Annotated in this window: 22 protein-coding genes; 10 read left to right on the plus strand and 12 right to left on the minus strand. The window is 68.8% G+C overall.

The features are described from left to right. Positions 1-71: 71 nt before the first annotated feature. The 5 genes from alc to ABZV44_RS22325 all read right to left on the minus strand — a co-directional run bounded on the left by alc (position 72) and on the right by ABZV44_RS22325 (position 4,402). The gene (alc, locus tag ABZV44_RS22305; RefSeq protein WP_354839289.1) at positions 72-1,103 is read right to left on the minus strand and encodes an allantoicase; all 1,032 of its coding nucleotides are present in this window, start codon (positions 1,101-1,103) and stop codon (positions 72-74) included. Continuing rightward, positions 1,100-2,314: an aldolase gene (locus ABZV44_RS22310; protein ID WP_354839292.1), complete on the minus strand. Its 1,215-nt coding sequence runs from the start codon at positions 2,312-2,314 to the stop codon at positions 1,100-1,102. Before ABZV44_RS22310 ends, alc begins: the two co-directional genes overlap by 4 nt. Next, positions 2,311-3,057 (minus strand): aspartate/glutamate racemase family protein, encoded by a 747-nt coding sequence (locus tag ABZV44_RS22315; RefSeq protein ID WP_354839294.1) that lies wholly within the window; start codon positions 3,055-3,057, stop codon positions 2,311-2,313. The genes ABZV44_RS22310 and ABZV44_RS22315 overlap by 4 nt, the downstream gene beginning before the upstream one ends. A gap of 75 nt (positions 3,058-3,132) precedes the next feature. After that, positions 3,133-3,840, minus strand: a complete 708-nt coding sequence (locus ABZV44_RS22320; RefSeq protein WP_354839728.1) for a GntR family transcriptional regulator — start codon at positions 3,838-3,840, stop codon at positions 3,133-3,135. 115 nt (positions 3,841-3,955) lie between these two features. Continuing rightward, entirely contained in the window at positions 3,956-4,402 is a 447-nt protein-coding gene (locus ABZV44_RS22325) for a MarR family transcriptional regulator (RefSeq protein ID WP_354839296.1), read from the minus strand. An 86-nt stretch (positions 4,403-4,488) separates the two neighbouring features. Here ABZV44_RS22325 and ABZV44_RS22330 point away from each other — a divergent pair, with 86 nt between their 5' ends. Genes ABZV44_RS22330 through ABZV44_RS22340 form a run of 3 tightly spaced genes read left to right on the plus strand, consistent with a single transcriptional unit; the run spans position 4,489 to position 7,771 of the window. Further along, positions 4,489-5,973 (plus strand): DHA2 family efflux MFS transporter permease subunit, encoded by a 1,485-nt coding sequence (locus ABZV44_RS22330; protein ID WP_354839299.1) that lies wholly within the window; start codon positions 4,489-4,491, stop codon positions 5,971-5,973. Between the two features lie 4 nt (positions 5,974-5,977). Then, positions 5,978-6,562, plus strand: a complete 585-nt coding sequence (locus ABZV44_RS22335) for a DUF6817 domain-containing protein (protein WP_354839302.1) — start codon at positions 5,978-5,980, stop codon at positions 6,560-6,562. A gap of 51 nt (positions 6,563-6,613) precedes the next feature. After that, on the plus strand, positions 6,614-7,771 hold the full coding sequence (locus tag ABZV44_RS22340) for a lipase family protein (RefSeq protein ID WP_354839304.1): 1,158 nt from the start codon (positions 6,614-6,616) through the stop codon (positions 7,769-7,771). A 36-nt stretch (positions 7,772-7,807) separates the two neighbouring features. On the opposite strand, the gene ABZV44_RS22345 is transcribed toward ABZV44_RS22340, so the two are convergent. Genes ABZV44_RS22345 through ABZV44_RS22355 form a run of 3 tightly spaced genes read right to left on the minus strand, consistent with a single transcriptional unit; the run spans position 7,808 to position 9,839 of the window. Then, complete coding sequence (locus ABZV44_RS22345; protein WP_354839307.1) at positions 7,808-8,812, minus strand: PHP domain-containing protein; 1,005 nt, start codon at positions 8,810-8,812, stop codon at positions 7,808-7,810. A 40-nt stretch (positions 8,813-8,852) separates the two neighbouring features. Beyond that, entirely contained in the window at positions 8,853-9,140 is a 288-nt protein-coding gene (locus ABZV44_RS22350) for a hypothetical protein (RefSeq protein WP_354839309.1), read from the minus strand. A 42-nt stretch (positions 9,141-9,182) separates the two neighbouring features. Then, complete coding sequence (locus tag ABZV44_RS22355) at positions 9,183-9,839, minus strand: helix-turn-helix domain-containing protein (protein ID WP_354839311.1); 657 nt, start codon at positions 9,837-9,839, stop codon at positions 9,183-9,185. Positions 9,840-9,909: 70 nt separating this feature from the next. Between ABZV44_RS22355 and ABZV44_RS22360 the strand changes: the two genes are divergently transcribed. Next, on the plus strand, positions 9,910-10,380 hold the full coding sequence (locus ABZV44_RS22360) for a VOC family protein (RefSeq protein ID WP_354839314.1): 471 nt from the start codon (positions 9,910-9,912) through the stop codon (positions 10,378-10,380). 10 nt (positions 10,381-10,390) lie between these two features. On the opposite strand, the gene ABZV44_RS22365 is transcribed toward ABZV44_RS22360, so the two are convergent. Continuing rightward, positions 10,391-11,332 (minus strand): alpha/beta fold hydrolase, encoded by a 942-nt coding sequence (locus ABZV44_RS22365; protein ID WP_354839317.1) that lies wholly within the window; start codon positions 11,330-11,332, stop codon positions 10,391-10,393. Continuing rightward, positions 11,332-12,744 (minus strand): NAD(P)-binding domain-containing protein, encoded by a 1,413-nt coding sequence (locus ABZV44_RS22370; RefSeq protein WP_354839320.1) that lies wholly within the window; start codon positions 12,742-12,744, stop codon positions 11,332-11,334. The genes ABZV44_RS22365 and ABZV44_RS22370 overlap by 1 nt, the downstream gene beginning before the upstream one ends. 99 nt (positions 12,745-12,843) lie before the next feature. Between ABZV44_RS22370 and ABZV44_RS22375 the strand changes: the two genes are divergently transcribed. From ABZV44_RS22375 to ABZV44_RS22385, 3 genes are all read left to right on the plus strand, one after another. Next, a complete protein-coding gene (locus ABZV44_RS22375) occupies positions 12,844-13,491 on the plus strand; it encodes a TetR/AcrR family transcriptional regulator (protein ID WP_354839323.1) in 648 nt (215 codons plus the stop codon). A 69-nt stretch (positions 13,492-13,560) separates the two neighbouring features. Beyond that, a complete protein-coding gene (locus tag ABZV44_RS22380; protein ID WP_354839325.1) occupies positions 13,561-14,040 on the plus strand; it encodes a DUF1992 domain-containing protein in 480 nt (159 codons plus the stop codon). Further along, positions 14,013-14,357 carry a hypothetical protein gene (locus ABZV44_RS22385; protein WP_354839328.1) on the plus strand — a complete coding sequence of 115 codons (345 nt, stop codon included), beginning with the start codon at positions 14,013-14,015 and terminating at the stop codon, positions 14,355-14,357. Before ABZV44_RS22380 ends, ABZV44_RS22385 begins: the two co-directional genes overlap by 28 nt. A gap of 328 nt (positions 14,358-14,685) precedes the next feature. On the opposite strand, the gene ABZV44_RS22390 is transcribed toward ABZV44_RS22385, so the two are convergent. Next, entirely contained in the window at positions 14,686-15,165 is a 480-nt protein-coding gene (locus ABZV44_RS22390; RefSeq protein WP_354839331.1) for a MarR family transcriptional regulator, read from the minus strand. Positions 15,166-15,343: 178 nt separating this feature from the next. On the opposite strand from ABZV44_RS22390, the gene ABZV44_RS22395 reads away from it, so the two are divergent. Continuing rightward, complete coding sequence (locus ABZV44_RS22395) at positions 15,344-16,186, plus strand: NAD(P)H-binding protein (protein ID WP_354839334.1); 843 nt, start codon at positions 15,344-15,346, stop codon at positions 16,184-16,186. Between the two features lie 12 nt (positions 16,187-16,198). Further along, positions 16,199-16,831: a hemerythrin domain-containing protein gene (locus ABZV44_RS22400; RefSeq protein WP_354839337.1), complete on the plus strand. Its 633-nt coding sequence runs from the start codon at positions 16,199-16,201 to the stop codon at positions 16,829-16,831. A 6-nt stretch (positions 16,832-16,837) separates the two neighbouring features. Here the strand turns inward: ABZV44_RS22400 and ABZV44_RS22405 are convergent, their stop codons facing one another. After that, the gene (locus ABZV44_RS22405; protein ID WP_354839340.1) at positions 16,838-18,025 is read right to left on the minus strand and encodes a cytochrome P450; all 1,188 of its coding nucleotides are present in this window, start codon (positions 18,023-18,025) and stop codon (positions 16,838-16,840) included. Positions 18,026-18,593: 568 nt separating this feature from the next. On the opposite strand from ABZV44_RS22405, the gene ABZV44_RS22410 reads away from it, so the two are divergent. Then, positions 18,594-19,046, plus strand: a complete 453-nt coding sequence (locus tag ABZV44_RS22410) for a flavodoxin family protein (protein WP_354839343.1) — start codon at positions 18,594-18,596, stop codon at positions 19,044-19,046. Positions 19,047-19,063: the final 17 nt, after the last annotated feature.

A 19,063-nucleotide genomic window follows, 5' to 3' on the forward strand; every position in this document is an offset into this window, starting at 1 on the left:
CTGCATATCCTTTCGGCGCGCTCGGGGGCCCTCCGTGGTTACGCGAGCTGCCGCCTCCGGGCCCTGACCGATCACGCCAGGTCATTTTCCAGCTCGGCACGCAGTCGCGCCCGGGCTTCGTCGGTCAGGGTGCCGAAGAGCCGCAGCCGGGCCAGGCCGCCGTCGGGGAAGGCGTCCAGGCGCACCTGCACGACCGCCGCGTCCGCGTCGATCAGGAAGCGGTGGCGGGTGTCGGGCTGCAGCCGGGTGCGGCCCAGCAGTTCGATCTCGGTGCCGTCGGCACGAATGCCGGTGAGGGCGCCCGCGCCCGGGCTGTTGAACAGGAAGTACGAGGTGTCGATCTCGGCGGCGGTGATCACGCCCTCGGCGGCCAGCTGCACCAGCACCCAGTCGTTGGTGTTCTTGTCGCGGCGGCGCGCGGTCTCCCAGCCGTCGCCCATGCTGCGGGCGCGGCCGGGCATGAGCACGTTCTGCGGGTGCGAGAAGAAGCGGTTGGAGCAGTCGGCGACCAGGCCGCCGTTCTCCACCGCGGCCAGGTCGAACGGGCCGGACTCCAGCCAGGCCAGGTCGGGCTTGGCGACGCCGTGCACGCGCAGGCGGGCGATGCCGCCGTCGGGGAACATGCGCAGCCGCACGTGGGTCCAGCGCTTGGGGGAGTCCACCGCGAACGGGTTCTGCGAATCGCCGGACACCTTGGCGCGCTCGACGATCGTGGTCCAGCCCTCGGCGGCGACCAGCTCGTCGACCGACGGATTGCCTTCCACCGCAATGGCTTCCACCGACACCTCGGGCGGGTAGTTGCCCTTGAACCAGGCGGTGTCCACCACGACGCCCTTGATCACGCCGGGCACGCCCAGCCGGACGATCGCGGTGTCGCAGTCGTCGCCGGCCGGGTGGTCGCCCTCGGCGCTGCGACGGCGGCGGGTCTCCCAGCCGTCGTACACCTGGCCCTTGTGGCCGAAGGTAGCGGGGGAGTAGGTGGCCTGCTCGGGCCGGATCAGGTTCTCCTTCTCGGCGAAGGACTCGTCGTTCGCCCACAGCACGGCGCCACCCAGGGTGCGCACGGCCAGATCGGGAAGCAGCGTGAAATCAACGTCGCTCATAGCGCCGGAATCTTCCTCTCTCGCAATTGATGCAATACCTCGACAGTGGCTTTGGGGGCGATCGCGGTGACCTCGGCGGGTTCGAAGGCGCCGCACTCCAGTCCGCGCAGCACCACGGTTGCCAGCGCCTGCGCGGTGGCCGGTTCGTCCATCACCGCGCCGCCCTGGCGATCCAGGTAGCGGCCGATGCGCGGGGCGGCGACGCCCAGGCCCTCGCGGAAGAACGCGAAGGTGGCCAGCCAGCGGGTGACCAGGTGGCCCGCGCCCATGTCCCAGCCCTGGTAGTAGCCGCGCTCGAGCGAGCGGGTGACCAGACCGAAGTGCCGCGACACCGCCGCGCGCACCTCCGCGTCGGTGCCGATCGGCAGCACCTGGGTGGAGCCGTCGCACACCCATACCCCGGTGGCGGCGGCCGCGGCCTGCATGACCGCCTTGGCGTGGTCGGCGACCGGGTGCTCCAGCGACTGGAACTTCGGGGCGATACCGCAGGCGGCGCTGTAATCGTAAGTGCCGTAGTGCAATCCGGTGCAGCGTCCGGCCGAGCGCTGGATCAGCCGGGCGACCGGGGCGGTGCCGTCGGCGGCGATGATGGCCTGCGGGCTCTCGATCTGCAGCTCGAACCGCAGCGATCCGGCGGCCAGCCCGTGGGCCGATTCGATGGCGTCGCACAGCTGCACGGTGAGATCGGCCTGGTCGATATGGCGGATCTTCGGCACGGTGAACACGAAGCCCTCGGGCACGCCGCCCGCGCCCTCGAGGACCTTCTCCAGGGTGCGCACGGCGCGCGCCCACTCCAGCGTGGTGAGGCCCTTCATGCGGATGCCGCGCGAGGACACTTCGGCCGGAAGGGCTTTCAGCACCGCGCCGGCGTGCAGGGCGTCGCGGTCCTCGACCTCGTCGCCGCGGGTGCCGTAGCCGTCCTCGAAGTCCAGCCGCAGGTCCTGGATGGGGCGCTCGCTCAGGGTCCGGAAGACCCGTTCGACGACATCCTCACCGGCCAGCCCGACCAGCAGCTCCCGCTGGCTCTCGGCGAGTTCCAGTGCGGCCGTGCCCCATTGGGCGGGCAGGTCGATCGAGGCGTCCGCGCCGGAGGCGTACGCGGTGTGCACCGGCTGGCCCGGGCGGTCGCCCGGATAGAGCCGCAGCAGCTCCGAATCCACAGCCTGCAAACGGGATTCGATCCCGTTCCATGTCTCCGGTGGCAGCGTCACGCCTGAGCCTCCTGTTCTTCGATGCCGAAATCGGCGAGCAATCCCACATACGTCTTCGGTAGTGGGGCCGCGAATTCCCCGCGGCCGGACTTACGCAACTTCATGGTGACCAGCGACTGCACGGTCAGCGTGGCGGCGGCGACGCCGTCCACCACGGGCACCCCGACCTCCTCGGTCAGGTACTCGCACAGATCCGCCATCCCCGCGCAGCCGAGCACGATGGCGTCCGAGTTGTCGGCCAGCGCGGCCTCCCGGCAGGCGTCGGCGATGATCTTGCGCGCCTCGGGATCCTCGAGTTCGAGCACCGGGATCTCGCAGGCGTGCACGTTCGCGCAGAACCGTTCCATCCCATAGCGTTCCGCCAGCTCCCAGGCCCGGCCGGCGGTGCGGCCGAGGGTGGTGACGACGCTGAATTTCCGGCCCAGATGGCTGGCCGCCTGCATGGCCGCCTCGGCGATGCCGATCACCGGGCCGCGCGCCAGCTCGCGTGCGGCGTCCAGGCCGGGATCGCCGAAACAGGCGATGACGTAGCCGTCCACGCCCTGGGCCTCGCCGCGCGCGATCTCGGCCAGCAGGCCGGGCACGGCCAGCGCCTCGTCGTAGTGGCTCTCGATGGAGGCCGGGCCCATGTCGGGGCTGACGGCGTCGACCACCGTGCCGGGCGCGGCGACCAGGCGCGCGCTGTCCCCGATGAGCGCCGTCATCGCGGCGGTGGTGTTGGGATTGATGACCCGGATCCGCATGGATCCACGCTATCGAACAGAAATGGCTCCGGCGTTGCTTGAACCGTATATGTTCGAAAGCCCCAGGCTCAGGGGTTATATATCTTCTTCACCTGCGGGTTCGGCGAACAAGCCGGTGTCGGTGGGCAGGTGCGAGAGGACGCCGTTCAAGCGTGCGTGATGCCCCTCGGTGGCCGTCAGCAATGCTTCAGCATCCCTCGCGAGGAAGGCCTGCAGCTGCTTGCTGTGGTCGGCGTGCAGCACCACGCGATCCATGGTCGACACATGCACCATGGGCTGCACGGGTTCGGTGATGTTCCAGGCGTATTCGAGCATGTGCACCACGCGCGGCATGCCCGACGGGCGCACCAGGGCCAGGTGGAAGTTGCGGGTCTCGCGGTGATAGGCGACCGCGTTCTCGGTGAGCACCGCCTGCTCGAGGCGGGCGTGGATCTCGCGGGCCAGCTGATGATCGGCCTCGGTGGCATTGTGCACGGCCGCGGCCAGCGCGGCGGACTCCAGGCGCTCGCGCACGATGTACAGCTCGCGCAGCTCGGCGGCGGTCAGCATGGTGACCTGGTAGCCGAAGTTGGGCCGGTGCTCGACCAGGCCCTCACCGATCAGGGTCTGCAGCGACTCGCGCACCGGGATGGCGCTCACGGTGAATTCGCGTGCGATCTCGCCCAGGGGCAAACCGGTGCCGGGCGGCAGGTTTCCCTCCAGGATCAGCCGGCGCAGTTCGCCGAGGATCTCCTGCTGGGAGTAGCCGCGGCGGGCGTCCAGCGGCGGGTTGAGCTGGGGCAAACGGGGTAGGCGGGGGCGAGAAGGCACGGGCCCAACCCTAGCCCTACGCGTAACCGGGTTCACAGCCGTCACCGGTTGTGAGCCATTTCGCGGCCGTTGCCCGGCCGCGTGTGGGTCAGCTCTCGTCGGTGTCGTAGCCCAGGGCCTTGAGCGAAAGCCGGTGCAGGGTATCCCTTTCCGCCGGGGTCAGGCGGGCGAGCAGCACATCGGTGGCGGCGGCGATCTTCGCATCGGTCTCCGCGCGGACCCGATTGCCGGCGGCGGTGATAGCCAGCCGGTATTTCCGGCGGTCGTGCGGATCGCGGGTACGGGTGACCAGACCGGCCTTCTCGAGGCTGTCGATCAGCCGCACCACTTCGCTGCGGTCGATCTCCAGGACGTTGGCCATCTCCTGCTGGGAGATCTCGCTGCTCTCGGCGAGGTAGGTGAGCACCCAGTGCTCGCGCAGGGGTGTCCCGAGGCGGGAGTGCATCGCCTTGTGCAGCTTGCCCAGTGCGTAGGTCGGGTGGCGCAGCAGGCTCGGGGGGTGGGCCTCGGCCGGGACGGAAGGTTCTTCGGGCACCCGCTGATTATATCTATTGTTGAGCTACTCAATCATTGATACTCTCTGCAATTGAGTTGCTCATCAACTATTGAAGGAGAGGTCCGATGACGCAAATGCGTTCGGACACCAGGACATCCGGTGCCGAGGGAGCGCCCGCCCGGGCTCCCGCACCCGCCGATTCCGGCAAAATCCCCGCGCATGTCTGGCGCACCGCCGGCGTGGTGGTGTTCGGCGCGGTCATGGGCATGCTGGACACCTCGCTGGTCAATATCGGGCTGCACACCATCGGCGCGGATCTCGGCGCGTCGCTGGCCACGATCCAGTGGGTGGCGAGCGGATACCTGCTGGCCCTCGGTGTTTCGCTCACCGTGTGCGGCTGGCTGGCGCGGCGGGTCGGCGTGACCCGGCTGTGGATGGGGGCGCTGGTCGCCTTCACCCTGACCTCGGCGGCGTGCGCCTTCGCGCCGACCGCGGGGTGGCTGATCGGAATGCGCGTCCTGCAAGGACTTGCGGCGGGACTCATGATCCCGGCCGGGCAGACCATCCTGGGTCAGGCGGCCGGGCCGCAGCGCATGGGCCGGGTCATGGGTGTGGTCGGCATCGCGGTGGTGGGCGCGCCCGCCATCGGGCCGACCATCGGCGGGCTCATGCTGGCCCACTGGAGCTGGGAGTGGTTGTTCCTCATCAACATTCCGTTCGGACTGGCCGGATTGGCGCTGGGGCTGCGGTATCTGCCACGGACCAGCGGGGTGGCGGCACAGCCGCTCGACGTGATCGGACTGGTGCTCGCGGGCGGCGGCGTATCCGCTGTGGTGTACGGGTTGTCCGAGGTCGGGACCACGGGGTCGGTGACCTTGCCGTCGGTGTGGCTGCCCGTCGTGCTCGGGCTCGCGGGGTTGGCCGGATTCATCAGCCGTGCGCTGCGCGGTGAACGGCCGCTACTGGCCATCCGGATGTTCGGCAACCACGCCTTCCGGGCCGCCACCAGCGCCAGCTTCTTCGCGGGCGGCGCCATGTTCGGCGTGATGGTGTTGCTGCCCTTGTACTTCCAGGTGCTGCACGGCACCGGGCTCATTCGCACCGGCGTCGATCTGCTCGGCTACGGCCTGGGCGGCATCATCATGCTGCCGCTGGGCGGACGGCTGACCGACCGGTTCGGCGGCGGCCGGGTCGCGGTGCTCGGCAACCTCGCCATCGCCTGCGTCGTACTGCCGCTCGCGTTCCTGCCGGTCGGCGCGAATGGAATCCTCATCCAATTCCTGCTGTTCGCGGCGGGCATGGCCACCGGTGTCGGCGCCATGCCGCTGGTCTCGGCGGCGTATGCGGCCGTCCGGCACGAGCAGCTGCCCGACGCCACGGCCTTGGTGAACATCCTGCAGCGGGTGGGCGGCGCCGTCGCGGTGGCACTGGTGGCCGTAATCCTCTCCCGGGCAACGTCATCCGGCTGGGCGCCGGTGTCCGGCTACCACCTCGCCTTCGGGGTCCTCGCCGCCCTCTCGGTGGCGGCCTCCGTGGCGTCCCTCGTCCTGTACCGGCTGCAGCGGCGGGTGAAAGCGGCTGCCGCCGAACCGGTTCCCGCGCGACAATGAACAGGTGAACGAGCCGGAATCCCTCGCATCCCGCAGGAACCGCGTCGAGCGGTTCCTGCGGGATCGCGGCACGGAGACCATCGACCATCCCGGCGGGACGCTGCTCGCCCACCTGGGCCGGGTCGCCGACACGCTCGCGGCGTGGGGACATGACGGCGACCTCCAGCTCGCCGGCCTGGCCCACGCCGTGTACGGCACCGACGGATTCGGTGTCTCGCTCGTCGAATTATCCGATCGCGCAACGGTTGTCGAGTTGGTCGGCGCCCGCGCCGAGGGGTGGATCTATCAGTACGCCGCCTGTGATCGCGGAACGGTCTATCCCGGTATCGACGCGGATCCGGTGCGGTTCCGGGACCGCTTCACCGGCGGCGAATTCGAGCCCTCCGAGCCCGATTTCCGGGCCTTTCTGGAGCTGACGGTCGCCAACGAGCTGGACGTGCTGGCGCAAAATGCCGAACTGGCAGCGAAATACAGCGCGGGGCTCTACGAGCTCTTCGCGCGCGTCCGCTCCCACCTCTCGCCGTCCGCCTGGTCCGCCTGCGAAGGTCAGCTGGCGCCCTTCTCCGGCCCGGGCGGTCACACCAGCTAGATTCGAGTTGATCGAGGCGGCCGTCATCGAATCCCGATCCGAAGGAGCGGCATGCGAGCAGCGATTGTCTTCCCGGTACTGGCTGCCCTGCTTCTGACCGCCTGCGGCGCCACCTCCGACACGACCGCACCGAAGGCGGGCACTCCTGGAAAGCTGGTCTCGCAGCGACCTCTGGGCAATCTCGATTCCGCCCTGACGGCCGCGATGTCCTCGGCCACCTACATCCGCTATCGATCCACCTCTCCGACAGGGAAACCGATCGAGGTATCGGGCGCGGTCTTCCTCCCCACCGGCGACGCCCCCGCCGGCGGTTGGCCCGTCATCGCCTTCGCCCACGGCACCTCCGGAGTCGTCAGCGCCTGCGCACCCACCAATTCGCCCACCCTCTTCGGCTCCGCCGCCACGGTGGCCGGACTCCTGGCCGGGCACCGCGCCGTGGTGATGACCAACTATCAGGGCCTCGACGGCCCCGGCAACGCCCCGTACCTGGACTCCCGATCCTCCGGCTACGACGTCCTCGACTCGATCCGCGCCGCCCACTCCACCGGCCTGCCGCTGTCCTCCGAGACCGTGCTCCTCGGCGTCTCCCAGGGCGGCCGCGCCGCCGAATCGGCCGCCGAAACCGCGAAATCCTATGCGCCGGACCTGAACCTGCACGGTGTCGTCCTCCTGTCACCCGCCCTGGAACTCCAGCTCGTCGACACCGTCCGCACCGGCGCCCTCAACGCCCCGGACCAATACCTGATCATCCCGTATCTCGTTGCCGCAGTACGCGACACCGCCCCCGGCTATCGCTACGACCAGATTCTCCACGGCGATCTGCTCACCGCCGCACCGCATCTCGAATCCGCCTGCAGCGGCACCCTCACCCTCGCCGACATCGCCCTCGGCCAGGCAGCCACCCCCGCCGAGGCAACCTTCACCGACGACGCCGCAGCCCGCCCGTTCACCGACTTCCAATCCCGGACGAACCTCCCCCACGCGGCCACCCCACTCCCCACCTACATAGCCCGCGGCGACGCCGACAAACTGGTCGACACCACCTGGTCCACCGCCGCGATCTCCACAATGTGCACCCTGGGCACCCCGGTCCACGACCTCATCGTCCCCGGCGGCCACGACGCCCCCGCCACCGTCATACCCCAGTGGTCGTCCTGGATCGACGACCTGTTCGCCAACAAGCCTTTTCAGCCCACTTGCCCCCACTGACCCGGCGAGTTCGCGCCGGAACGATGGTCCTCGCACTCACGAACCGGCCCAGCTCAGCAGTTTGTCGAGGGGCCAGGTGTTGATGATGCGGTCGGCGGGGACGCCGTTGTCGAGGGCGCGCTGGGCGCCGTAGCCGAGGAAGTCGAGTTGGCCGGGGGCGTGGGCGTCGGTGTCGATGGAGAAGTGGCAGCCCAGGTCGAGGGCCAGGTTCAGGAGGCGGGTGGGTGGGTCGCGACGTTCGGGGCGGGAGTTGATCTCGACGGCCACGCCGTGGTCGCGGCAGGCGGAAAAGACCTGTTCGGCATCGAATTTCGATTCCGGGCGGGTGCCGCGGTTGCCTTCGACGAGGCGGCCGGTGCAGTGGCCGAGGACCGTGGCCCGGCCCCCGGATACGGCCCGCACCATGCGGCGGGTCATGGCGGCGGCGTCCATCTTCAGCTTGGAATGGACGCTGGCGACCACGATGTCGAGGCGGTCGAGCAGTTCGGGTTCCTGGTCGAGCGCGCCGTCGTCGAGGATGTCGACCTCGATGCCGGTGAGAATGCGCATGGGCGCGAACCGGTCGCGGAGCTCGTCGATCGCATCCAGTTGCTGGCGCAGCCGATCCGGTGAGAGCCCGTTGGCGACGGTCAGTCGCGGTGAATGGTCGGTGAGTGCGCAGTATTCGTGCCCCAGCGCCTGCGCGGTGGCCATCATCTCCGTGATGGACGCCGATCCGTCCGACCAGTTCGAATGCACGTGCAGGTCGCCCTTCAGCGCGGCTCGCAACTCGCCGCCCCCGAGATCCTTTGCGGCGGTCCGCAATTGGATCAGCGTATCCGGCTCCCGTCCGGCCCACGCCTGCGCGATCACCGCCGCCGTCTTCGGCCCGATCCCCGGCAGCGACTGCCAGTCGCCGGCCCGCCCCAGCCGTTCCCGCTCGGTATCGTCGAGCCCCTCCACGATGTCGGCGGCATTGCGATAGGCCATCACCCGCCGGGAATCCTCCCGGGCCCGGTCCTTGAAGAACGCGATCATGCGCAACGCGACGACAGGATCCATGCCTTCAGTGTGCCCGCGGAACCCGGCGAAGTGGTCGCGGTTACGCGCGTGTGGTGCGGCGCAGCAGTACGTATGAACCCGCCGCGACCACCAGACCGCCGACGATGAGGAAGCCGTCCGTCGAATCACGCAGGGACCGTTGCTCGTCGAAGGTCCGGACCACCGGCCGGCCTTTGGCGGTGTCGTGGCACTCCTGCCCGGGTTCGAGGGTGTGGCCGGAGCATTCCAGGGGCAGGAACAGCCGGACGATTCCGGCGATCAGCAGCACCAGGCCGACGGCGATTCCGATGGTGTGGGCGATTCTGAGTGAGCGCCGGGTGGGCCGCATGGCATTCCTCGAGCATGGGCACTGCGTTCCGCAGCGCGTGGATCAGGCTTTCGGAAGCGTAGAGGGCGTGGTCGCCAGGCGCAGCCAGGTGCCGGACAGCCACCGCTCGTAACCGTCCGGATCCATACCGAGGGTGCGGACCATGAGGTTGTAGGTGTCGGCCTGGCCGAGCGGGCCGGCGGTGGCGATGATCCAGTCCAGATCGGCGTCGGGATGCAGCAGGCCGTCGGCGTGCATATGACGCCAGATGTCGGCGATGTGCTGCTGCGTGGCGGTCCGCCCGGCCTGGGCCGCCTCGGCGATCAGCGGTTCGCTGGCCTCGGCGGCGACCGCGGCGGCGATGACCGGGGCGGCGCGTTCCATGAGTTCGCGAGCGCCGCGCGCGTAGGCGGTGATTCGTTCGTCCAGGGTGGGCGCGGTGGCGGCCCGGACGTGCCAGTCGCGGTGTGCCACATCGATGTCCTGCATGTCGCCGACGATCGCCACGTCGATCGTCCGTTTGAGCAGTTCCGCCTTGGACCCGAAGCGCAGGTAGACGGTCCGGGAGCCCACCTCGGCGGCCTCGGCGACCGCGGCCAGGGAGGTCACCGCGTACCCGTCGGCTATGAACAGTCGCCGCGCGGCGTCGAGGATCTTCCGTTCCGTCTCGGCCTTGCGGGCGTCCCACAGCGGAGATGTCTTCTTGACACCAGGGCTCATTCGCTGCATCCTTACTGCATCACTACAGCGATGCTGCATCATTACACTGATACTGCAAAGGATAGCAGCGATGATCCCCACGCTCGCCGGGGTGCATCACCTCAAACTCCCCGTGTCCGATCTGGCGCGGTCCATCGGCTGGTACCGCACCCGCCTCGGTTACACGGTCGGCGTCGAATTCCGTGAGCAGGGCGACCTGAGGGGTGTCGCCCTGCATCACCCGGCCGGTGGTCCCATGCTCGGTCTGCGGCTCGATCCCGAAAAGGCCGCCGCCGCAGCCGGATTCGACTACTTCTCGATCGGCGTACCCGACCGGGCCGCCATGCAGGCGCTGGCCGCGCATCTCACCGCCCTCGGCGAATCCCATGCCGGCGTTCATTTCGCCACCATCGGCTGGATTCTCCCCGAGCTGCGCGACCCCGACGGCCACGAAGTGCGCTTCTACACCGTCGAATCCCACACCGAGCTCGGCGACGACCCGCTCACCATCGACAATGCCCGCGAAACCGCGGAAACCCTGGAGCGCAACGAGACTCGCTGACCACGGTCGATCATGCCCGCGGCTCTCCGTCGACGGAGACGGGGACGTGACGGTGCAGGAAGCCGAGCTGATCGGCGACCACGCGATCGAAGGCCGCGCCGCGGTAGATGTCGAAATGCCCGTCGGCGTAGGTGCGGACCTCACCGCGTGGCGCCCGCGCCGCGAAGCGCAGCGTGGTCTTGGCCGGTGCGACGGAATCGGTTTCGCACACCGCGAACAGGATCGGCACCTCGATGCGATCGGTGAACCGGCCGGGCCGATCGGTCAGGATGTCGAAGACGACGCGGGCCGCGGCCTCATTGCGGAAGTCCGTGCCCGGCGGAACCAGTGCGAGATAACCGGATTCGGCGTCGGGCGCGGTCATCAGGGCGGTGCCGTCCACGGGCCCGGCGGTCGTGATCATGTGCGGTGCGCGGCCGAACAGCGCACCGGCGACGTCACGGACACCGGCGAGGGTGGCCTTGACCGAGTTGACCGGCGGAATGGCCAGGGTGGAGGCGATCCCGTCGGTGAACGGGCACTGGGCGATGGCCGCGACCAGTCCGGCCGGGCGCCGGGCCGCGGTGTGGATGGCGTGCCCGCCGCCGAAAGAGGTGCCCCAGGCCACGATTCGCGTGCCGTCGACCTGCGGCAGCTGCCAGGCGAAGGCGATCGCGGCCGCCCAGTCGGCGCGCTGCCGGCGGGTCGACAGCAGATACCGCGGCATGCCCTCGCTGTCGCCGAAGTGGCGGTAGTCGAAGACCAGGCAGGCGTATCCGGCGGCGGTGAAACGTTCGGCGTAGGCGGCCAGGCCCATGGCACGGATCGCGCCGAGCCCGTGTGCCATGACGATCACCGGCGGACGGCTCCCGCGTCGCTGCTCGGGCAGATAGAGGGTCGCCGCGCAGTGGTTCCCGTCCCCGGATGGGAACCACACCTCGTGTTCGCTTGCGCCCGTGGTGTTCTCGCGCATCACGCCACCGCCTCGCCGTCGCGGGCGCGACGGGCGGCGACGCTCGCGGTCGGTCGATCGACACGGGAGAGGCCGCCCCGGCGTTGTGCGCCACGGCGGCGTTCCAGCCGCAGATCGCGCATGTAGTCGTCGAAGTCGACCTGGATGGTGTGGCGCTTGGAGGTCACGTAGCGACGCTGGATGCCGCGCCGGTGTGCGGTGATCTCCCGCTCCATCTCGGCCGGGCCGGGCAGGTGATAGCGGCCCTGCAGGTGATCGGCGATGAGGTGGGCCTGGCGTTCGGCGATCGGCATGATCGCACCCAGCGGCTGCACCAGTCCCACGAAGTACAGGCCCGGCACCTCCGGATGGAAGACCCGGCGGTACAGGCGGATCCGATTGTCGCCGGACGGGTCCAGGAAGCCGGGGTCGAAGAACGGGAAGCTGATCTTGTACCCGGTGCAGAACACCACCAGATCAGCGGTCACCCGGCGGCCGTCGGCGAACACCACCTCGTCGCCGTCGAAGCGATCGATGGTCGGCATCGGCATGATCGCCCCGTGCGCGAGCCGATCCAGGATCCGGCTGGACATGGTCGGATGCGCCTGGGCGAACTTGTGATTCGGCGCGGGCAGCCCGTAGCGGGTCATCGGCCCGGTCGCCGCGGCCATCAGCTTGCGGGCCAGCGGCCAGCGCAGGAACGACGGGAACCATTCGGCCGCTCCGATCCGGTCATAGGGGCGGCCCCACACGTACTTCGGGATCACGTGCACCCCGCTGCGCGCCGAAAGGTAGGTCTCCGCAGCGTGATACGAGGCGTCGACGGCGATGTCCATCGCGGAGTTGCCCATGCCCAGCACCACGACCCGCTTGCCGGTCAGCTGCGCTTCCTCGGTGTAGGCGTGCGAATGCATGATCGTGCCGCGGAATTCGCTCGCGCCGGGGAACATCGGCTCGGGCAGGCGGGGATCCCAGTGGTGGCCGTTGGCGACCAGCATCGCGTCATAGCCGACGGTCTCGCCGTTCGACAGCGTCACGCGGAAGGTGCCGTCGGGCAGCGGCTGCACGTGGTCGACCCCGGTGCGGAACCGGATGCGGTCGCCGAACCCGAAATGCCGCACGTAACCATCGAAGTAGTCGGCGATCTGATCGTGGCGGGCGAAGTCGGGCAGGTGCGCGGGCATGGGGAAGTCGCTGAACTCCATGCGCTGACGCGAGGTGTTGATGTGCAGCGACCGGTACGCCGCCGACACCCCGTTGCTGTTGCCCCACACCCAGTTGCCGCCGACCCGGTCGGACAGCTCGTAGCAGTGCACGTCGACGCCGCGTTCGGCCAGCACCTTCACCGCCGCGATACCCGCGGAGCCCGCGCCGATGACGCAGACCCTCGGCTCGTCGGCGCGGGTTCCCGGCTCGTTGGACTTGGTGGACATGATTCGGACTCCTTTATGACCATCGGTCATATGACCGCCGGTCACTGTAGGATCGAAACCGTCGCACAGTCAATAGCCCGCGGGCAGAGGAGATCGGTGATGCCGACAGGAACTTGGGACCGGCTTGCCCCGCCGCGCCGGGCCGCCGTGGTGGCCGCCGCCGAGGCCGAATTCGCCGCCCGCGGGTTCAGCGGCGGCAGCCTCAACACCATCTGCCGCGAGGCCGGCGTCTCCAAGGGCAGCCTGTTCCAGTACTTCGCCGACAAGGCCGACATGTACGTCTACCTGGCGGAACTGTCCAGCGAGCGGATCCGCTCGGCCATGGAGGCGACCGCGGGCAAACTCGACTGGGAGAGTGACTTCTTCGGCTCCCTCGACGTCCTCCTCGAAGCCTGGATCCGGTACTTCTACGACCATCCGCTCGAGCGCGCGATGACCGCCGCCGCCAACCTCGAACCCGACCCCGTGGCCCGCACCGCCGTCCGGGAAGCCGTCAACCGCCATTACGTGGAAGTGCTGCAACCCCTGTTCGATGTGGCGACCGCGCAGGGCGCCCTCCGCCCCGGCGCCGACACCCGGGCCCTGCTCTCCCTACTGCTCCTCATGCTGCCCCACCTGGCCCTCGCCCCCCACGTCCCCGGCCTGGACCCGCTGCTCGGCCTCGCGGAGGGCGACGCCGACCACGCCGTCGCCACCGCCCACCGCCTGGTCACCACCGTGTTCGACCCCTACCGCGCCGGCAACTGACCCGGCGCCGGAAGCGATCTCGCCATCGCGCGCACCCGGCTGTTCCACGGTGATCGGTAGGATCGGGTCATGACCGAGCGCAAATCGCCCGGGCTCTCCTTCGAATCGTGGATCGACAAACAGGTCCGCGAGGCAACGGAGCGGGGCGAATTCGACAACCTGAAGGGCGCGGGCCGGCCCATCCCGCCCGGCGCCGCCGACGAAGACTGGTGGCTCCGCAACTATCTGAAGCGCGAAGGCCTGGGCGGAGACGCCTTCCTCCCCGAATCGATCATCCTCCGCCGGGAACGCGAACGAATCCAGGAAACCGTCCGGGACATGTTCTCCGAGAGGGATGTTCGCGAAACAGTAGCCTCCCTCAACGACCGCATAGTCCACTACCTCCGCATGCCAACCGGCCCCCACGTCCCGATCGGCCCCCTGAAGGTCGACGACGTCGTCGAAACCTGGCGCGCCGAACGCAAATCCGCCCGCCCACCCCGCACCCCGGCCCCGCCTCCACCCGCCGCGACCGAACGGCCATGGTGGCGACGACTTTTCAGAACCTGAGGCTTGACCACCTGGGCGCAGCCCTCGCCCGATCCCTCGACGCCTGGTTCCTGTCCAAGGACGCCATCAAGGAAGACTTGGCCTCATCCCTCGGAAACCATTCCGCCCCATCGGAACTCGGCGGCATCGCCATGGACACCATCTGGTCCCTGGCCAAGGCATCCCCGACCGCCGTCGTCATCGACTCCTGGTGGTTCAAACCTCGCGACCTGAACTTTGCCCGTTCCGGCATCGAGCACACCGGCGCCCGCCACACCGTCGAGATCTGGTGCGACGTCCCCGCACCTATGGCCAAGGCGCGCTACACATCCCGCTAACGCTCACCCATCTACCAGGACCACCACCACCTGACCCGGGATTGGGACGACTGGGCCGCCCGAGCCACCCCACTCGGCCTGACTCCCATCCTCAGAGTCGACACCACCCAGCCGGTCGACCTCGCCGACCTCGCCCGGCAGATCAGGACCGTCACCGGTGCCGGCTGAAGCCGAACTCGACTCGAGGCGCCGGGAACGCCGTCCGCGATGTGCTTGGGACCTGTCGGCCGACGGGTGCAACATCGCTGCCGACCGGACTCGGGCCGGCGGCCACTGCCGGCGATGCCGGGTGCCGTTGCCGCCGTTGGGATTCCGATATGGATGGTGGCTATTGGAGTTCGCGGCCGGAGTCGTGGCCTGCGATGGCGCTGCGGCGGAGGAATTCCGCGATGAGCTGGAGTTGTTCGGTCGTGTAGTCGGCGCAGATGTCGTCCAGTGAGCTGTTCATGCCCGACAGTAGGTGGTAGAGCTCGCCGAGGCGGTCGGGGAGGGTGCGGACCACGACCGAGCGCCGGTCGGTGGCGGCGCGTTCGCGGACGATCCAGCCGCCGCGCTCCAGCCGGTCGAGGATGCCGGTGAGGGTGGCGGGGTGCAGTCCTGCGGCCCGGGCCAGGGCGGTGGGGCTGATGGGGCCCTGGCTGTTGATCACGTCGAGGCAGTCGACGTCGACGTCACGCAGTTCCAGGCGCACCCCGACCTGACGGTTGAGCATGGCCAGATTGCTGCGCAGCCCGCGCATCGCGCCCTTGATATCGACTGCGGCGCGCCGCCGCAGTCGGGCTTCTTCGCGATCTGCCGCCGCACTCACCACGCCTCCCATCGGTTCGTATGAGCTTCGTACTTTACGTCACCCGTAGTTGGTGCTGGATGGGCCTCGACCTGCGATCATGCCGACAAGTGGGTGATCCAGCTCACCTTGTAGTACGAAACTCGTAGCATCTACGCTATGAATTATATGAATTTCGTACAAAAGGTTGGAGTTCACGATGATCGTCATCATCGGTGCGACGGGAGTCGTCGGCCGCGAAACCGTCCAGCTCCTACTGGATTCCGGGCAGCAGGTGACCGCTGTCAGCCGGGACCCGCAGCGGGCGGCGTTGCCCGCGGATGTGCGCGTGGCCGGCGGGGATCCCTCGGACCCGCGCTCGCTGGGGCCGGTGTGGGACGGCGCGGAAGCGGTGCTGATCAGCCCGCGTGCGGCCGGAGCGGCGGCCGGTGACCTGCTGGCCGCGGCCGCCGGCGCGGGCGTGGGCCGCGCGGTGGTCATCTCCGCGCTGACGGTGCAGTACCCGGCGGGAGAACCGCGCTTCGCCGACGGATTCCGGGCCGCGGAACAGGCCGCGCGGGACTCCGGCCTGGAGTGGACGGCCTTGCGCTGCGCGGACTTCGACGCCAATGCGCTGGCCTGGGCCCCGCAGATTCGTGCCACCGGAACCGTCCGCGGTGCGTACGCCGCCGCGGCCACCTCGCCGATCCACCAGCGCGATATCGCCGCCGTGGCGGTTCGCGCGCTCACCGAATCCGGCCATGGCGGACGCGCTTACGTCCTCACGGGCCCGGAGTCACTCGACCAACGCGACAAGGTGCGCATCCTGGGCAAGGCCCTCGGCACCGACCTGTCGTTCGCCGAAGTCGCGCCGGACCAGGTGCGGGCCGCGCTGCTGGCCCAGGGCCTGCCGGAGGAGGTTCCGGCGCGGCTGCTCGGCTCGCTCGCCGACTATGCCCGCACCCCCGGCCCCACCACCGGCACCGTCGCGGAATTGCTGGGCCGGCCCGCGCTCACCTTCGCCCAGTGGGCCGACGAGAACACCTCCGCATTCCAGAACTGAAGGGATCCACCGATGTCCGTCGACTCCCCGTCGAATTCCGAACTCATCGACTTCACGCCGATGTATGCCACCCACAATGCTTTCCGCCGCGATCTGGAGCGCTTGCGCGAGGCCGCCGACGGCGGTCGGATGGACGCTCCCGGCGTGCGGGCCGGCTGGGCGAACTTCAAACGCCAACTCGACGTGCACCATTCGGTCGAGGACGCGGTGCTGTGGCCCGCGCTGCTCCGTGCGGTGGCCGGCCGCCCCATTGAACTCGCGCTCATCGCCGATATGGAGGCCGAGCACGCGCAGTTGGATCCGCTGCTCGCGAGCGTGGACGAGTCCATTGCGCGCCGAGACCCGAATCTCGGTGCGCGCGTTGTGGAGCTGACCGAAGTCCTCGGTAATCACATGCGGCACGAGGAGATTGCCGCCCTGCCGCTCATCCAGCGGGAACTGACGGCCGCGGACTGGGCAGCCTTCCGCTCCGCGATGGCCCGGCGTCAGGGCCCCTCCGGCGCGGCTGTCTACATCCCGTGGATCCTCGATGACGTCACCCCCGAGGAGCGCCGCGCGTTCCTGGCCGCCATGCCCGCCCCGGTCGGGATCCTGAATCGCATGGCGTTCCAGCCCCTTTACCGTCGCAGCCGCCTGTGGCGGTAGGGGTGCTCACGGGGTCGGGACGGCCAGCGGCAGGGCGGGCGGGAACGTCACCGGGACAGCGGCGGGTGCGCGGTGGAATGCGCTCGGCCGCCATTCGAGTTGGTCTGCGGGCATGGCCAATTCGATCTCGGGTAGCGCGTCCAGCAGTTGGTCCAGTGCCTCCTGCACGATGACCAGGGTCGCGGATTGGGCTGGGCACGACCGTGATCCAGCGCCCCACGCCAGATGCGAGCGGTTGCCGATGCGGTCGCCCGCCACCGCCGGATCGGAATTGCATCCGGTTGAGCTGATGATGACCGGGTGGTCGGCCGGCAGCCACACATTCTCGACCAGCTGCGGTTGCCGGGGATAGCGGGCGCAGGAGTTGGCCAGCGGCGGATTGACGAACAGCACCTCGTCGATCGCGTCCCGTACGGTCAGGGCACCGGCGAGCAGATCATCGTGGAACTGCTTGTCCGTCAACATCAACAGCACCGTGTTGACGATCAGATTCCAGGTGGGTTCGCTGCCGCGGGCATACAGGACCGCGAGCTGTGCCACGATCTCGGCGTCGTCGAGCCCGGCCGGGTGCGAGATGAGCCGCGAGATCACGTCCGTACCGGGTTCGCGCCGCTTGGCCGACACCGCCTCCAGCAGGTCTCCGGTCAGGCGCTGGTTGTAGCGGTCCGAGGTTTCCTCGTCGGGGGCGTCGCGCAGGACGGCCATCGCGTCGAACACCCGCTCGCCGACCTCCGTGGACAGGCCGAGCAGATTGTTGACCACCCGGACGGTCAGCGGCACCGCGAACTGGTCGAGCAGGTCGGCCTTTCCCGCACTGCAGAATTCGTTGATCAACGGCACCGCGGCGGCCTCGACCTCGCGCCGCAAGGTGAAGAGATCGACGGCGCGCAGTGTCTCGAGGTAGGCGGGCCGATAGCGTGTGCGGTGCTCCTCCTCCGCGCCGGAACCGATCGTCCCCCACTCCATGATCGGCAGGACGGGACAGTTCTCGGGGAGGCTCGACTCCCAGGCTCTCGGATCGGAGGGAAAGCGATCGGGGTCACTCAAAATACGCAGTGCCGCACGGTATCCGATCACCAGCGTCGCCGAAACTCCGGTTGCCACTTCGACCGGGACGAGGTGGCCGTGCTCGCGCCGCATCCGGTCGTACGCGGTGCGGGGGTCGGCGGTGAACTCGGGCGAATACAGCCTCATGCGGCCTCGAACATGTCAGTTACCAAGGTGTAGCTCCCATGGACGGATGAAATGCGACCAGTTCCACGACCCTCGGTGCAACGATCACACAGGATCGAGAACGGTCGGTATTGCTGCTGGAATGCTGGTGGCGCGTATCCACTTGCCGGGCAATCGGATACATCGATGCCGTCTTCAGTTCGCCAGCAGCACTCCAGTTTCGAGTCAATGATCAGCGTTCACTTCCCGGACACGTCCATCCGCGAGATATGTTTCGCTGGAACGTGTTTCGGTGATGCGGGAATCCTACCGCAATCCTCGATGAAGTCGCAGCGAACTCTGAGGTGGAGGGTTGCGTCCGTCATCGCCCCCGGTCACGGCCGCTGCCGCGGCCAATTGCCGAGGCGCGGGAACATGGAGTCCGATACCGGCTCGGCCACAACGGCTCAGACGTTCAGACCGATGTTGCAGCGCGTTCACCACTGTGTGAACTACGAACTCTCGCGGCCTCGACCGGTGCGCGGATCGGGGCCGCCGCCAGACGGCCGAGGGGCCGGGCTGGGCGGCAAAGGAGGGTTAGGCTCGGGATGTGCCGACTCTGTTGATCATTCATCACACGCCGTCGCCGTTCATGCAGGAGATGTTCGAGGCGGTGGTGGCGGGCGCCACGGATCCCGAGATCGAAGGGGTCGACGTCGTACGGCGGGCCGCCCTGGGCGTGACGGCGAGTGATGTGCTCGCGGCGGACGGGTACCTGCTGGGGACGCCCGCGAATCTCGGCTACATGAGCGGAGCGCTCAAGCACGCATTCGACACCTTCTATTACCCGTGCCTGGATTCGACCCGGGGCCGGCCCTATGGGCTGTATATCCACGGGAATCAAGGGACCGAGGGGGCCGAGCGGAGTGTCGAGAGCGCGACGACCGGACTCGGCTGGGAGAAAGCGGCCGCGCCGGTGATCGTGTTGGGGAAGCCGGAGAAGGCGGAGATCGAGCGCTGCTGGGAATTGGGGGCCACCATCGCCGCACAGTTGATGGGTTGAGCCCCCGATTTCTGGTG

The organism is Nocardia sp. NPDC004860 (assembly GCF_040609015.1).
GTDB lineage: Bacteria > Actinomycetota > Actinomycetes > Mycobacteriales > Mycobacteriaceae > Nocardia.